12 protein-coding genes are annotated in these 14,408 nt (G+C 67.6%); 8 read left to right on the top strand and 4 right to left on the bottom strand.

Annotated elements, in window-relative coordinates:
- Window positions 1-4 precede the first annotated feature (4 nt).
- The 4 genes from EIP75_RS07425 to EIP75_RS07410 all read left to right on the top strand — a co-directional run bounded on the left by EIP75_RS07425 (window position 5) and on the right by EIP75_RS07410 (window position 6,076).
- A complete protein-coding gene (locus EIP75_RS07425) occupies window positions 5-1,294 on the top strand; it encodes an RNA polymerase sigma factor (protein ID WP_125242627.1) in 1,290 nt (429 codons plus the stop codon).
- Window positions 1,295-1,442: 148 nt separating this feature from the next.
- Window positions 1,443-2,777, top strand: coding sequence for a hypothetical protein (locus tag EIP75_RS07420; protein WP_125242626.1), 1,335 nt, complete (start codon window positions 1,443-1,445; stop codon window positions 2,775-2,777).
- Between the two features lie 24 nt (window positions 2,778-2,801).
- Complete coding sequence (locus EIP75_RS07415; protein ID WP_125242625.1) at window positions 2,802-5,657, top strand: hypothetical protein; 2,856 nt, start codon at window positions 2,802-2,804, stop codon at window positions 5,655-5,657.
- 32 nt (window positions 5,658-5,689) lie between these two features.
- Entirely contained in the window at window positions 5,690-6,076 is a 387-nt protein-coding gene (locus tag EIP75_RS07410; RefSeq protein ID WP_125242624.1) for a hypothetical protein, read from the top strand.
- An 18-nt stretch (window positions 6,077-6,094) separates the two neighbouring features.
- On the opposite strand, the gene EIP75_RS07405 is transcribed toward EIP75_RS07410, so the two are convergent.
- The 3 genes from EIP75_RS07405 to EIP75_RS07395 form a co-directional block, all read right to left on the bottom strand.
- Window positions 6,095-6,640, bottom strand: a complete 546-nt coding sequence (locus tag EIP75_RS07405; protein ID WP_125242623.1) for a hypothetical protein — start codon at window positions 6,638-6,640, stop codon at window positions 6,095-6,097.
- Window positions 6,641-6,715: 75 nt separating this feature from the next.
- Complete coding sequence (locus EIP75_RS07400; RefSeq protein WP_125242622.1) at window positions 6,716-6,937, bottom strand: YdeI/OmpD-associated family protein; 222 nt, start codon at window positions 6,935-6,937, stop codon at window positions 6,716-6,718.
- A 135-nt stretch (window positions 6,938-7,072) separates the two neighbouring features.
- Window positions 7,073-7,720, bottom strand: a complete 648-nt coding sequence (locus EIP75_RS07395; RefSeq protein WP_125242621.1) for a hypothetical protein — start codon at window positions 7,718-7,720, stop codon at window positions 7,073-7,075.
- Between the two features lie 160 nt (window positions 7,721-7,880).
- Here EIP75_RS07395 and EIP75_RS07390 point away from each other — a divergent pair, with 160 nt between their 5' ends.
- The 3 genes from EIP75_RS07390 to EIP75_RS07380 all read left to right on the top strand — a co-directional run bounded on the left by EIP75_RS07390 (window position 7,881) and on the right by EIP75_RS07380 (window position 10,609).
- Window positions 7,881-9,080 (top strand): patatin-like phospholipase family protein, encoded by a 1,200-nt coding sequence (locus EIP75_RS07390; protein ID WP_233584735.1) that lies wholly within the window; start codon window positions 7,881-7,883, stop codon window positions 9,078-9,080.
- A 33-nt stretch (window positions 9,081-9,113) separates the two neighbouring features.
- Window positions 9,114-9,896, top strand: coding sequence for a 3-hydroxybutyrate dehydrogenase (locus EIP75_RS07385; protein ID WP_125242620.1), 783 nt, complete (start codon window positions 9,114-9,116; stop codon window positions 9,894-9,896).
- Between the two features lie 128 nt (window positions 9,897-10,024).
- A complete protein-coding gene (locus EIP75_RS07380; RefSeq protein WP_125242619.1) occupies window positions 10,025-10,609 on the top strand; it encodes a beta-class carbonic anhydrase in 585 nt (194 codons plus the stop codon).
- Window positions 10,610-10,618: 9 nt separating this feature from the next.
- On the opposite strand, the gene EIP75_RS07375 is transcribed toward EIP75_RS07380, so the two are convergent.
- A complete protein-coding gene (locus EIP75_RS07375; RefSeq protein WP_158622769.1) occupies window positions 10,619-14,017 on the bottom strand; it encodes a PAS domain S-box protein in 3,399 nt (1,132 codons plus the stop codon).
- Between the two features lie 86 nt (window positions 14,018-14,103).
- On the opposite strand from EIP75_RS07375, the gene EIP75_RS07370 reads away from it, so the two are divergent.
- The gene (locus tag EIP75_RS07370) at window positions 14,104-14,328 is read left to right on the top strand and encodes a SlyX family protein (protein ID WP_125242617.1); all 225 of its coding nucleotides are present in this window, start codon (window positions 14,104-14,106) and stop codon (window positions 14,326-14,328) included.
- Window positions 14,329-14,408: the final 80 nt, after the last annotated feature.

Here is a 14,408-nt window from a genome sequence, read left to right as displayed (position 1 = left end):
GCCGATGACCGTGCGCACCACGGACACCCACCGCGCCATCGACACCGTCTGGCGCATCGAGTCCGCCAAGATCATCGCCGGGGTGGCCCGCGTGGTGCGCGACATCGGCCTGGCCGAAGAACTCGCGCAGGACGCCCTGGTCAGCGCGCTGGAGCACTGGCCCCAGGCCGGCGTGCCCGACAACCCCGGCGCCTGGCTGATGGCCACGGCCAAGAACAAGGCGCTCGACCGCCTGCGCCGCGACAAGTCGCTGGGCGCCAAGCTCGAGCAGATCGGCCAGGACCTGCAGGCACAGGAGGCCCTGACCGTGCCCGACTTCGTGGATGCGCTGGATGCCGCACGCGCCGACCAGATCGGCGACGACCTGCTGCGCCTGATCTTCACCGCCTGCCACCCGGTGCTGCCCACCGAGGCGCGCGTGGCGCTCACGCTCAAGCTGCTGGGCGGTCTGAGCACGGCCGAGATCGCCCGCGCCTTCCTGGTGCCCGAGCCCACGGTGGCCCAGCGCATCGTGCGGGCCAAGCGTGCGCTCACGGCCGCGCAGGTGCCTTTCGAACTGCCACGTGGCGAAGCCCTGGGCGAGCGCCTGGCCTCCGTGCTGGAGGTGGTCTACCTGGTCTTCAACGAGGGCTACACCGCCACCTCGGGCGACGACTGGATGCGCCCCGCCCTGTGCGATGAAGCCTTGCGCCTGGGCCGCATGCTCACCGGCCTGGCCCCGCACGAGCCCGAGGTGCACGGCCTGGCCGCGCTGATGGAACTGCAGGCCTCGCGCAGCCCCGCCCGCACCGACGCGCAAGGCCGCCCCGTGCTGCTGATGGCGCAGGACCGCGCACGCTGGGATCACCTGCTGATCCGCCGGGGGCTGGCCGCGCTGGAGCGTGCGGAGCAGCTGTGCCAGGCTCAGGCGCGCCCGCTGGGCCCGTATGCGCTGCAAGCGTCCATCGCCGCCTGCCATGCACGCGCCACCACGGCCGAGGCCACCGACTGGACCCGCATCGCCGCGCTGTACGATGCACTGGCGCAGACCATGCCTTCGCCCGTGATCGAACTCAACCGCGCGGTGGCCGTCAGCATGGCCTTCGGGCCACAGGCCGGTCTGGAGATCCTGGATGCGCTTCGCGCCAACCCGGCGCTCAAGAACTACCCATGGCTGCCCAGCGCGCGCGGCGACATGCTGGCGCGCCTGGGCCGCCATGACGAGGCCCGCAGCGAGTTCGAGCACGCAGCCGCGCTCACGCAGAACACACGCGAACGCGAACTGCTGCTTGCCAGAGCAAACGGCCAAGGCTGAGACATGGCCATCCTCAGGCCCGTCCCTGCACGGTCTGAACGCGCCTGTCCACCCGAACCCCGCTGTGGCAAGATCGGCGCATTGCCCGGCGCGAGGCGCTCGAACGCCCGCCCGCAACATGCCATCCATCTCACGCCGGGGAGGCCCTGTGAGCGACAAATACCTGTCCGTGGCCGAATGGAAGAAGTTCTCCAAAGGCCGTGACCTCAAGGACGCCGCGCTGCTCAAGGCGCTGGAAGCGTTCGACAAGGCCGAACGCGCCAGTGCCGACCTGCGCTTGAAGTCGCTGGACGAACTCGAGAAGCAGGCCGCCGCCCTGCTCAAGACAGCCAAGAGCGACAAGGCCCTGGCCACCCAGATGGCCGACATGGACAAAGCCCTCAAGGCGCAGCGCAAAACCATTGAACTGGCCGCCAAGGAGGCCAAGGCCCCCGCCGACGACGACGAGAATGAAGACAGCCCCGCCCTGCTGACCACGATGATGGTCCCCCTGCTGCGGCAGTTGCGCAAGGGCGAGGTGGTGATGCCGACCCTGATCGCACTGAGCAGCAAGGAGGCAGCGCTGCTGATATCGCGCAGGCCGATCTCGCCCGGCAAACGCAAGCTGCTGAACGAAGCGCTGGGCCTTTCGAGTGGCCTCAAGTACCTGATGGGCGAGTGCGTGTTCGAGGAAGAGGCCTATACCTTCGTCGTGCCGACCCAGGCCGCAGGCTTGGCCAAGCGGCTCAAGCAGGCACTGCTCAAGCAGACCGGCCTGCGCCTGAAAGTGCGCGTACGGGGGGAGGATGGCGATGACGAAGACGGTGATGCCGAAGGCACTGACCCCGACAACCAGGCCGACACATCGGGCAAGACCGCACGCAACGCCGACGCGGTCTCGGCCACATCCCAGACAGCCTCCGTCACGGCCGACCAGCTCACCGCGGCCATGAACAAGCTGGCACCTCAGATCAAGGCGGCGATCACCGGCACCCCTGCACTCAAGGCCTCGCTGCTGGCACCCGTGGCCGCCTTCCAGGAGCACCTCAAGGCGGGGCGACTGGACCAGGCAGGCGCCGAGTTCAAGCGCCTGGCGGCCTTGCTGACATCCGGCGCATCGGCCACCCCCTCCACATCGTCAGCCTCCTCCAGAGAGGCCCCTGCCAAGCAGGCTCAGGCCAGCGCGACAAATCTGGAACAAGCCCTGGGCGGCTGGACCAGGGCACGCACCGCCGCGCTGGCCCAGTTGCTGGCCCTTGAAAAGGCCATCCGCGGCATGAACGATCCCGAGGGCGACGCCGCCATCATCCTGGTCAAGGCCATCCAGGCCAACCTCACAGCGCGGCCAGCCACGCGCCAGGCCGTCGCGGAACTTGAGCGCTACATCACCACCGACGACATCATCGACGAAGCACAAGGCCCCAATGGTTTCGGCCTCACTGTCGAACTGCGCCGCCCCCTGCTGGCCGCGCTGACAGGCCTTCGCTCCGCCCTGCCCGCCTGACCGACACCCTCACAAGCCACCGCCATGGGCAAAAACACAGAAGGCAGTGCGCTCAAGCGCGTGCTCAACCGCAGCCTGGGTTACACCGAAATGGTGTCATGGGCATCGAAGGAAACCGTCGACCTCGACGACAGCTACAAGCGCCTGCTCGCGGTCTACGACAGCATCCCCGATTTCCAGGATGCCTGGGGCGACCTGAAAAAGCGCCACGATGCACTCACTGCCAAGCTGCGCGAACTGGAGACCACGCACGTCACCAACGCGCCCCATCCCCGCACGGACCACCAGCGCAAGATCGAAGCACAGATCATCGAAGCAAAGAAGCTCAAGACCGATGCAGAGAAGGAAACAGCGACTCAACGAAACAAGGCGCTCAAAACCTGCGCGATGGTGCGCACACCCGCTGGCGCCAGCGATGCCCAGGCCGCGCGATTGAGCCTGCAGCGAGACAAATTGACCAAACTGCTGCCCAAGACAGGTCTCACGCTCGATTCATTCGACAAGGCAGAGCAAGCGCAGAAGGAACTCGACAAGCTCGCCAAAGACATCGTGGCCGAAATCGCCGCGCGTCAATGCTTTGAGCAACGCCTGGCCGAGGTGAGCGCGGCGCTCAATGCTGCTGCCGGCAAGCTGAATGGCGCCGCTGACAGCCATCTGCGCGGCCTGCTGGCCGCCGCCCGCACCAAGGGTACCAATGCCACCCAGGCCGCCGGCTGGAAACAAGCCACGACCGATCTCCACGCCGTGGCCGCGAAGACCACCCAGGCCGTGACTTATGTCCAGCAGCATGACCGTCTGTCCAAGCTGGCCGCCAACTACACCACCGCCGCACCGACCCAGACCGCTCGCCTCAACCAGCTGATCACCGATGCAGTTGCGCTGGCCGCAGGCCACGATTACGCCGGCGCCGCGCTGAAACTCGACGACTTCGAAACCGACCCTCACACGCAAGACGTTCAAGCCTTCTACAGCCGCCTCAAAACCTTCCGCCTCCACACGCGCTCCATCATGGGCCTGCTGGAGAAGAAGGGCATTCCCAACGTCCCGGCGAACCTCAAAGCCAACAACGAACTCGCGGCCATCAAGAACACCTGCATCGGCAACGCCGTACCAGCCAACTACCAGGCCGCCGCCACGGCGCTCGGCCTCTTCGAGCAGCGCCTGGCCGACAGCCACGCCTACGCGCTGCGCTACAGTGAACTGGATGCGTTCAAGGCGTCTCCTGCATTCGCTCTGCTGGACGCCGTGGACAAGGCCGCGCTCACCACGGCGATGACGTCAGCCAAGACCCTGGCCGACGGCAACCCCGGCAACCCGGCACAGGCCCTGGCCTGCCTGCAGCCTCCCGCCATCGACCTGAACAAGGTGGCCAAGCCAGCCACCGCGTCCAAGCTGGCCAGCCAGGCCAGCGCCCTGCATGCGAAGCTGGCTGTGGCGGCGCCAGGCGAAGCGCCCACCGTGCATGTCAAGACCTTGCTCGACAGCGCCAACGCCGAACTGTTGTCCAAGAAGTTCGACATCGCGGAAGGACTGTTCAATGCCTTGCTGCCCATCGCTCGGTCCGCGCTGGCCTATGCCGAACGGCTCAAGGAGACTCGCACGGCCATCGCCGCCGTCGTGGCGCCCGGCAAACCCGATGTGCTCAAGCCCGCCACCGACAAGGCCGCCACCCAGGACTATGCCGGCGCGCTGGCATTGCTGGACACCGGCTTGACAACGCTCGCCGCGTTCGAAGGCTACCAGGCCCGCCTGGACGAAGCGACCCAGCTCAAAGCTGCACTGCCCTCCACTGCCACCGAGGCACTGGCCCAGCTCGACGACCTGATGAAGGACGCCGACGCCCTGGCCAAGAGCAGTGCCTACGCTGATGCCCAGGCCGTGCTGGCATCCGCCGCCAACCTGCCGGAACTGGCCGGCCCCCACAAGGACGTCTCCACCTACCTCGACCTCCGCCAGGCACTGGACAGGCCCTACACCAGCGCGCACGGTGGCCTGCCCCTGCCCGAGGCCAAGGCCTTCCTGCAGACCTTCTGGACCGAGGCCGCCACGCTGGCAGGCCAGCACAAGTACAAAGATGCATTGCAGAAACTGCAGACCTTGCAGGGCCACATCGCGCCCGCGCGCAGCTTCACCGCGGATCGCAGCGGTGGCCTGGCGGTCAACAAAAGCCTCGCCGATCTCGAGGCCGCCGGCAAGAGCGTGTACACGGGCACGGACAAGGCCGATCTGGCCACCCTGCTGACCAAGGCCGATGTCGAGGCCAAGAAGGGTGACTTCGCCAAGGCGCTGGCCGAGCTGGCTGCGTTTCGCGCCAAGGCACGTGGCCTGTGCGCCACGGCCGCAACGAACCACGACACCAACGACGGCTCCACCAACGTGCATCCCCACAGCGTGGCCAAGCACCTCAACGTGACGGATGCAGACAAGGAGACGCGCGTCACGACAGGCGTGCCGCCGCCGCCGACTCAGGCCGCCTCCAGCTTCGACGATGCCGAGAGCTGGATGGCTGCGCGCGAGGCCGCACTGGATGCTGGGAAATCCCGATCAGGCCCCAACCTCACCGATGTGAACCCGCACGTTCCGGACAAGACCACGCTCATCATCCACATCGAACACAACCGTCCCATCGGCTCGGCCATGATCGGGGTGCAACAAAAGACGGCACCCAAGCAGGCCGGCCCCAACAAAGGCGAACTGGGCGGCAACAACACCTATGAACGGGCCGTCAAGTTCACGGGTTACACACGTTCGACATCCATCTTCCGCTTCGATGCCAACGAGGGTGCCACAGGCAAATGGGTGATGCTCACACAGTATCCCTACACTGACGATTGGGACGCCGAGCGCGGGTGCTACACCGCCCCGATGCCCCTCACCTGACCAAGCTCATCCCACTCATCCATAGTCCTGCCATGAAGATCAGCAATCCCATGATCAAGTTCTACCTGGACCACATCATCCAGGTCTACTTCGTCGACCACCATGAGATGCCGGAGGATCTCGGCGAATTCGACAGTTGCATCGAGACAGCGCGCCGCAGCGCGCTGTCGACTGGCGAACTGCCCTGGCTGTTCCTGGGCCTGCAGCATTTGATCAACGACCCCCAGGTTGACCTGAGCTCCTACAGCAGGGGCGGCTTCCCCCTAGAGGCCACCGATGTCCGGGACATCATCGTTCACACGCTCAACGTACTGAACGCCCCAGGCGGCATCTCACCCCCGGTCATCCCAATCACGCTGGACAACATGACAGGCGACGCCTGGGCAGCGTACCGGGCCGAATGGGACACACCATCCTGATCCAGATGCCCTGCAGGCTCAGGACACCCACCACGACACCGCCAGGAACGGCCGCTCGCCCTGCGGCAGCGACACGGTGATGTCACCGCGCCCGCACATCGGCCCGCAGCGCTGCCCCAGGTAGCGCACCCGCACCGTGGACAAGGCCTCGCCCGTGGCCTGCAGGCGCACCATGGCGCGGCCGTTCTCGATCCAGTCCAGCAGCAACTGCTGCCCCTGGCTGTCGAGGGCGGTGCCGGCCACCTCGGCGCAGGCCCCAGGGCCCTTGGGCGGCGACACGGCCGACAGCAAGGCCGCGGCGCGGCCACTGCCCACACGCGCCGCGCGCTCGGCGTCGGTGCGCATCTCGGCGGGGCGAGCCGCCTCTGCCGCCTCCAGGTCCGCACGGGACAGCATCACCGTCGCGCCATCCACCACCACCGACACGCAAGGCAGCGGCATGTCGCGCCGCAATGCCACCACGCGGGTTTCATCCACATTGACCCCCGAGGGCGGACGCGTGACATCGGCCTGGCTCAGGGTGGCGGTCATCAACACAAGGGTGGTCAGGATGCGGCTGCGCACGGGGGTTCTCCTGCAGGTTGAACGGCGGGCGCCATGGCATCGGTGCGGCACCCCGCCGCATTGTCGATCAAGCGATCACCCCTTTTGCTTCGATGCCGCAGGTCGCCAGGCCATGCGCATGTAGTGGGTGCCACCGGCCAGTTCGTCGAGCATCTGGGCCAGGCGCTTGTGCTGCGTCGCGGTCTGCTTGGCGCCGGTGATCCAGCCCAGGTAGTCGTTGCGCTGGTAGGGCGGCCGTGCCTCATAGGCCGGCAGCAGGCCACGCTCGTGCAGCGCCTCGCGCACCCACGTGGGCATGGGGTTCCTGGCGCGGGTCAGGCGGTGAGCGCCTGGGTGAGCGGTAGCGGCATGGGCCATGGCGTGCCTCCGCATGGGCGGTTGAGGGGATGGCCGCATCATCCCGCGCACCGTCTGCCCCCGTGGCGGCAAGGGTCACGCGGGCTGACGCCCGCGAAAGCACGGCTTGAGCCCGCACTGGCGCGCGCTGGTCCAGAAGATCGCACTCCACTCCAGCGGGTTCAAGGGCAGGTCCCGGTTGAAGAACAGCGCTCCCCCATCGATCAGGCGCCAGCCATGCAGGCGCACCCCGGCGCTGGGCAACTGCTGGGAGGCATCGGGCAGGCCATGTCGCTGCTCCAGGCTGGCCAGCGCCTTCCAGTGCGACCACCAAGGCACGTTGACGGCTGCGCGGTTGAGCCGCCCGTCCTTGAAGTAGAAGGCCAGGCTCATGGCGCCGTGGCCATTGAGGGAGTGCACGTCGGCAAAGCAGCTGCGGTCATCGAGGTATTCACCGGGCCGGTTGTCGTAGCACCGAAAGCTCAGCATCGGGAAGCGCTGGCGCAGGTCCGCCTCGGTCCACGACTGGGACAGGTCCGTGAACCGCAGCCGGATGTCGGGCCGGTCTTCCGTCAGGTAGAGCCGGTACTCGCGCGCATGCTGCGGGTGGGTCATCACCAGGATGGCGGCCAGCAAGGCCAGCAGCAACGCGCCCAGCCAGGCGATGGACACCCAACTGGTGCCGCGGTCGGCGCCATGGCCACCCGGTTGCTGGTGCGCGTGTGTATCGGTCGCAGTGCCCATGTCTGGAATCCCCCGTTTTGTGTTGGTGTGACTGTAGCGTGTCGCACGCCCAAGGCCCTGCTGGCTGTCGGGAGTCGCTCGCCGTTCAGAATCAGGTGACACCATGGCCTGACGCGTCCCGACTGGCCCGGGGCCGGCCTGAGCAGCACAAGGAGCGCCTGTGGCCCAGACACGCAACGCAAGATCAGCAGACATCCCCTCCGCGCCGCAGGCCAGCCCTCCCCGGACGCGCCACATCCCGCATGAACACATCGCCCTCGTGCTGCAAGGCGGCGGGGCCCTGGGCGCCTACCAGGCCGGCGTGTTCGAGGTCATGGCCGCCAACCTGCCGCGCGAGCCGCACTGGGTGGCCGGCATCTCCATCGGCGCCATCAACGCGGCGCTGATCGCCGGCAACCCGCCCGAGCGCCGCGTCGAACGGCTGCGCGAGTTCTGGCACCGGGTGTCCTCCGGCGTGGTGGGCGTCTCGCCGCTGATCGACGAGCAGCGTTCGGCCTTCCACCAGCTCAGCTCGGCTTTCACCGCCGCCTTTGGTGTCAACGGCTTCTTCAGGCCCCGCCTGATCCCGCCGCTGATGCACCCCGACGGCACGCTGGAGGCCATCAGCGTCTACGACACCACGCCGCTGCGCAGCACCCTCGAATCACTGATCGATTTCGACCTGATCAACGAGCAGCGCATCCGCCTGTCGCTGGGTGCCGTCAACGTGCGCACCGGCAACAGCATCTACTTCGACAACACGCAGCAGCGGATCGGCCCGGAGCACGTGATGGCCAGTGGCGCGCTGCCGCCGGCCTTCCCGCCGGTGGAGGTCGATGGCGAGCTGTACTGGGACGGCGGCATCGTTTCCAACACGCCATTGCAGTACGTGCTGGACAACCACCGCAAGGGCCGCCTGCTGGTGGCCCAGGTGGACCTGTTCAGCGCACGCGGCGACGTGCCCGCCACGCTGGGCGCGGCCATGGCGCGGCAGAAGGAGATCGTCTACTCCAGCCGCACGCGCTTCAACACCGATCGCGCCGCCGAGCACCAGCGCGACCACATGGCCCTTCGCAAGCTGATCGAGCGCCTGCCCGCCGAGTTCCGCGACGACCCGCTGCTGCAGCGCCTGACCGGGCGGGGCTGCCAGGACCACATCGACATCGTCCACCTGATCTACCGCCACAGCCGCTTCGAGCTCGAATCGAGCGACTACGAGTTCTCGCGCGCCACGGTGGAGCAGCACTGGGAGGCCGGCCAGCAGGACATGCAGACCACACTGGACCACCCCGAGTGGCTCAACAAGACCGACCAGGGCGATGGCGTGACGGTCTACGACCTGACCCACGACCACCGCAACCTGGTGGCCAACCACCCCTGACCCTCTTCTCACCCCAAGCAAAGGAAGTCCATCATGCTGCTCAAGGACAAGCACGCCTTCATCACCGGATCGGCCAGCGGCATCGGCCGCGAGATCGCCGAGGTGTTCGCCCGTGAAGGCGCCAAGGTCGTCATCGCCGACCTCAACAAGGAGGCGGCCGACAAGACGGCCGCCGAATTCAAGGCCAAGGGCGCCCAGGCCCTGGGCGTGGCGGTCGACGTGACCAGCGAGGAACAGGTCGACCAGGCCGTGAAGGCCGCGACGGATGCCTTCGGCCCGGTGGACATCCTGGTCAGCAACGCCGGCATCCAGATCGTGCACCCGGTCGAGGAGTTCTCCTTCAGCGACTGGAAGAAGATGCTGGCCATCCACCTCGATGGCGCCTTCCTGACCACGCGCGCGGCGCTCAAGAGCATGTATGCCTCGGGCCGGGGCGGCTCGGTGATCTACATGGGCTCGGTGCACAGCAAGGAGGCCTCGGTGCTCAAGGCGCCCTACGTCACCGCCAAGCACGGCCTGATCGGCCTGTGCAAGACGGTGGCCAAGGAAGGCGCCAAGCACAATGTGCGTGCCAACGTGATCTGCCCGGGCTTCGTGCGCACACCGCTGGTCGACAAGCAGATCCCCGAGCAGGCCAAGACGCTGGGCATCAGCGAGGACGACGTCATCAAGAAGGTGATGCTCAAGGAGACGGTGGACGGCGAGTTCACCACCACGGACGACGTGGCCCAGGTGGCGCTGATGTTCGCCTCCTTCCCGACCAACGCGCTGACCGGGCAATCGCTGGTGGTCAGCCACGGCTGGTTCATGCAGTGAGCGCATGAGCTTGCGGGCCGGGCGCCGCCTTATGCGGTGCCCGAATACCCCTCGACAGACATGTGCGTTGGCCCCAGGCAGGCTCGGGCCTAAGGTGGATGGGCATCACCATCCGCCGGAGACCCGCGATGAGCCAGACCCTCGATGACGTCCTGAGCGCCAACCAGCACTACGCCGAGAATTTCGGCGACAAGGGCGCCCTGCCGCTGCCACCGGGCCGGCGCTTCGCCATCCTGACCTGCATGGATGCGCGCCTGGACCCGGCCAAGTACGCCGGCCTGGCCGAGGGCGATGCCCATGTGATCCGCAACGCGGGCGGGCGCGCCAGCGACGATGCGATCCGATCGCTGGTGATCTCGCACAAGCTGCTGGGCACGCTGGAGTACTTCGTCGTGCACCACAGCGATTGCGGCATGCTGCTGTTCAGCGACGACATCATCTCGGGCCTGCTTGAAAAGAGCCTGGACACCGCCGTGATCGACGAGAACGGCTGGCGCGATGTGGGGCACGGACCGGGCTCGGCCGCCGGACGGTACGTGAAATGGCTGACCATCGGCGATCCGCACCAGGCCGTGGTGGACGACGTGCGCCGCATCCGCGAGCACCCCCTGGTGGCACCGGAGATCCCTATCCACGGCTACATCTACGATGTGAAGACTGGGCGGCTGATGGAGGTGCCCAGTGCCCGTGAAGCAGGACGGCCTCGCCTTTGACAGGAAGGCTCAGCCGCCCACCATCTGCCTGACCTTGCCCACCAGGGTCTCCATGGGGAAGGGCTTGGTGATCATGTCCATGCCCTGCTCCAGGAAGCCGCTGGACAAAGCGGCGTTCTCGGCATAGCCGGTCATGAACAGCACCTTCAGGTCCGGCCGGCGCACGCGTGCGGCATCGGCCACCTGGCGGCCATTGAGGCCGGGCAGGCCGATGTCCGTCACCAGCAGGTCCACGCGGTCGAGCTCGCGCATCAGCAGGTCCAGGCCGTTGGGGCCGTCATCGGCCTGCAGGGTGCGATAGCCCAGCTCCTTGAGCAGGTCCACCACCAGTTGGCGGACCACGGGCTCGTCCTCGATCACCAGCACGGTCTGGCCCTGTCCGGCCTCATGGGCCGGCAGGTCGCCTACCAACTCGACCTCCAGGTCTTCTTCGAGCAGGTGGCGCGGCAGCAGCAGCCTGACGGTCGTGCCCTTGCCCAGTTCGCTGTCGATCTTGGCGACCCCTTCGGACTGCTGCGCAAAGCCGTAGATCATCGACAGGCCCAGGCCTGTGCCCTGCCCCAGTGGCTTGGTGGTGAAGAAGGGGTCGAAGGCCTTGGCCAGCGTGGAGGCCGACATGCCGGTGCCCGTGTCGGTCACGGCGATGCAGACGTACTGGCCGGGGCGCACGTCGAGCGAGCGGTCAGGCTGGCTGGCGGTGATGTCGGCGTTGTTGGTCTCGATGGTGAGCAGACCGCCTTCGGGCATGGCGTCCCGCGCGTTGATGCACAGGTTGAGGATCGCGTTCTCGAGCTGGTTGGGATCGCACAGCGTGGTCCACAGCTCGGGGTTGAGGTCCAGCTTCAGGCGCACGCGCTCGCCCAGGGTGCGGCGCAGCAGGTCTTCCATGGACAGCACCAGTGGGTTGACCTGCGTGGATTTGGGCGCCAGTGGCTGGCGTCGCGAGAACGCCAGCAGGCGGTGCGTGAGCGCGGCTGCGCGGTTGGCCGAGTTCATGCCCGCGGTCAGGGGCCGCTCCAGCTCACTGGTACGCCCCTGCTCGACAAAGCGCCGAATCACGCTGAAGGCGCCGGTGATGCCCTGCAGCAGGTTGTTGAAATCGTGGGCGATGCCGCCGGTGAGTTGGCCCACGGCCTCCATCTTCTGGGATTGGCGCAGCGCTTCCTGCGTCTCCTGCAGCTGCGCCTGGTGCTCGCGCTCGGCGGTGACATCCCGGCCGGCGCCCACGATCAGCGAGCCGCCGGGCTCGGGCGCCAGCGTCCACGAGATCCAGCGCCATAGCCCTTCGCGCGTGCGCACCCGGTTGTCGAGGCTGACCGGGCGGCCATGCAGGCGCATGTGCGCCAGCGCCTTGGCCACCATGTCCTGGTCTTCCGGGTGCACCAGGTCAGCGTAGCCCATGCTCATCAGCTGTGCGGTGTCGTGGCCCAGCACGCGGTTCCACGATGGCGACAGGCGGATCGGCCGCCCGTCGGGGTCGGCGATCACCAGCAGGTCTTCGCTCAGGTCCCAGACGCGGTCGCGCTCGCGGGTGCGTTCCTCGACGCGCGCCTCCAGCGTCTCCTTGGCGCGCTGCGTGTCCTGGAACAGGCGGGCGTTGTCGATGGCGATGGCCGCCTGCGCGGCCAGGCTGGCCACGATGGGCTCGCTGCGCTCGGTGAACACCCCCACCTCGGGGTGGCCGAAGAACAAGCCACCGATGACTTCGCCCGTGCGAGAGACCACGGGCACCGCCAGGTAGCTGCGCACGGGCAGGTGGCCCTTGGGCAGGCCGTTGTGCGGCGGGTTCTGGGCGTGGCGCGGATCGCGCGTGATGTCTTCGGAGCGGACGATGCCCTCGCCATTGAAGGTCGGCGCGAACACCTTGGTGTTGCGCGGCATGCCGAAATTGAAATCCGAGGCCTTGGCACCGGCCAGGGCGAAGAGCATGTAGCTGGCGCCGGCCTCGTCGAGCACGTTGTAGAAGAAGGCGCCGAACTGTGCGCCCGTGAGCTCGGTGCCCACATCGACGGCGCGCTGCACCAGCGTGGACAGCGACAGGTCGGAGGCCAGCCCGGCGCCGAAGCGGTTGAGGGTTTCGAGCATGTGGCGCTCTTCGCGCAGCGCCTCTTCGGCCCGCAAGCGCTCGACCGCGTCCCAGGTGCGGGCCGCCACGTCCTCGACCAGCGCGACATCGTCGCGGCTCCAGTGGCGGGGCTCGCGGTAGCACACGCAGAAGGCGCCGAGCAGGGCCCCGTCGCGGATCAGGGGCACGGCGATCAGGGCGCGCACCATGAATTCGCCCAGGGCCGAGCCAGCGTTTTCCTCATCACCCGCGGCATCGGTGTAGTACGCGGTCTGGCCACGGCGCAGGCGTGCAGCCACCCCGGCCCCGATCGCCCCCATCGGCAGGGTGTCGGGCAAGGGCGTCACCCCGACCACGTAGTCGGTCTCCCGGGTCATCAGGCCTTCGGCATCCTTGACCTGCCAGTAGCCGACACGGCTGGCGCCCAGGTGCTGGCAGACGGCCTCGACCGCCGTGTCCATGATGGCGCGCGGCGCGTTGACCAGGCGCATGCGGTCGGCCAGGTTCAGCAGGAAGGCGTGGCGGGCCTGCGCCGCCTTGCGGTCGGTGATGTCGATGGCCGTGCCCACGGCGCGCACGCAGCGGCCCGCTGCATCGAAGATGCCCTTGCCCTTGGCCGCGACCCAGCGCACCACGCCGTCTTCCTTGCCGATGGTGCGGTACTCGACGTCGTACACGCTGCGCAGCACCGGGTCCAGCGCAGAGGCGAAGGCCTCGGTGGTGGACTGGATGTCATCGGGGTGCAGGCAGGCGTAGAAATCCTCCATGGTCACTGGCTGCCCGGCGCCGATGCCGAACATGGCCCGGGTGCGGTCGGTCCAGGTCAGCACATCGGCCGCGACGTCCAGGTCCCAGGTGCCGATCTCGGCCGCATCGGTGGCCAGTTCCAGGATCTCGCGGCGCAGCTGGCTGTTGCGCGCCTCGGTGCGGTCACGCAGCACCTTCACGAAGCCGATGACCTGGTGTTGATCGTTGCGCAGCGGGGTCATCTGGCCGGAGGCCCAGAAGCGGGTGCCGTCGCGGCGCACGCGCCAGCTCTCATCCTGCGCAAAGCCCTTGTCCAGCGCGATGGCGCGCTCGCGCTCGATGCGCTGGGCGGCCACGTCTTCGGGGGTGAAGAAGCGGTGCACGGTCTGGCCCAGCATCTCGGTTTCGGTCCAGCCCAGGACGCGGGTGGCGCCCTCGTTCCAGCTGGTGACCAGGCCGTCGAGGTCCAGGCTGATCACGGCGTAGTCGGTCGCGCTGTTGATGATCTGGCGGTGACGGGCCTCGGCCTCGCGCAACGCCTGCTGGGTGGCGGCATCGGGGCGGGGCGGGAAATCCGGTCGGGCGCTGTCGCTCAAGGGCACACCTGTCATGAGGCAAATTCAGGGACTGCGCCAGAGGATACAGGCTTTCAAGAGCCCGGTTTGTGTCGTCCAATACGGGCATGGACCATCCCGACGACGACACCGAGCAGCGCCTGATCGCGCTGGAAATCAAGGCCGGCTTCACCGAAGACCTGCTGGACCACCTGAACCAGGTGATCGTGCGCCAGCAGCAGCAGATCGACCTGCTGGTGCGCGAGGTGTCGGACCTGCGCCGCCAGGGCCCCGAAGAAGGCGGCGGCGCCACCTTCCGCAGCCTGCGGGACGAGCTGCCGCCGCACTATTGAAGGTGCCGTGCGAGGCCGGAGCCCGCCCTCACGTCTCAAGTTGAATGCCCGGCATACCGATAACCGTCATTCCACACCGC

Origin of the sequence: Aquabacterium soli (assembly GCF_003933735.1) — a bacterium.
In the GTDB taxonomy this organism is placed as follows: Bacteria; Pseudomonadota; Gammaproteobacteria; order Burkholderiales; family Burkholderiaceae_C; genus Aquabacterium; species Aquabacterium soli.
Note: the sequence above shows the minus strand (reverse complement) of the source record. Positions and strands in the feature narration are given on the sequence as shown.

Excerpts from the sequence above, each read along its gene's own strand:
- EIP75_RS07425 (WP_125242627.1), top strand. The coding sequence starts at position 5 with ATGACCGTGCGCACCACGGACACCCACCGCGCCATCGACACCGTCTGG.
- EIP75_RS07385 (WP_125242620.1), top strand. The coding sequence starts at position 9,114 with ATGCTGCTCAAGGACAAGCACGCCTTCATCACCGGATCGGCCAGCGGC.
- EIP75_RS07370 (WP_125242617.1), top strand. The coding sequence starts at position 14,104 with ATGGACCATCCCGACGACGACACCGAGCAGCGCCTGATCGCGCTGGAA.
- EIP75_RS07410 (WP_125242624.1), top strand. The coding sequence starts at position 5,690 with ATGAAGATCAGCAATCCCATGATCAAGTTCTACCTGGACCACATCATC.
- EIP75_RS07400 (WP_125242622.1), bottom strand. The coding sequence starts at position 6,937 with ATGCCCACGTGGGTGCGCGAGGCGCTGCACGAGCGTGGCCTGCTGCCG.
- EIP75_RS07395 (WP_125242621.1), bottom strand. The coding sequence starts at position 7,720 with ATGGGCACTGCGACCGATACACACGCGCACCAGCAACCGGGTGGCCAT.
- EIP75_RS07380 (WP_125242619.1), top strand. The coding sequence starts at position 10,025 with ATGAGCCAGACCCTCGATGACGTCCTGAGCGCCAACCAGCACTACGCC.
- EIP75_RS07415 (WP_125242625.1), top strand. The coding sequence starts at position 2,802 with ATGGGCAAAAACACAGAAGGCAGTGCGCTCAAGCGCGTGCTCAACCGC.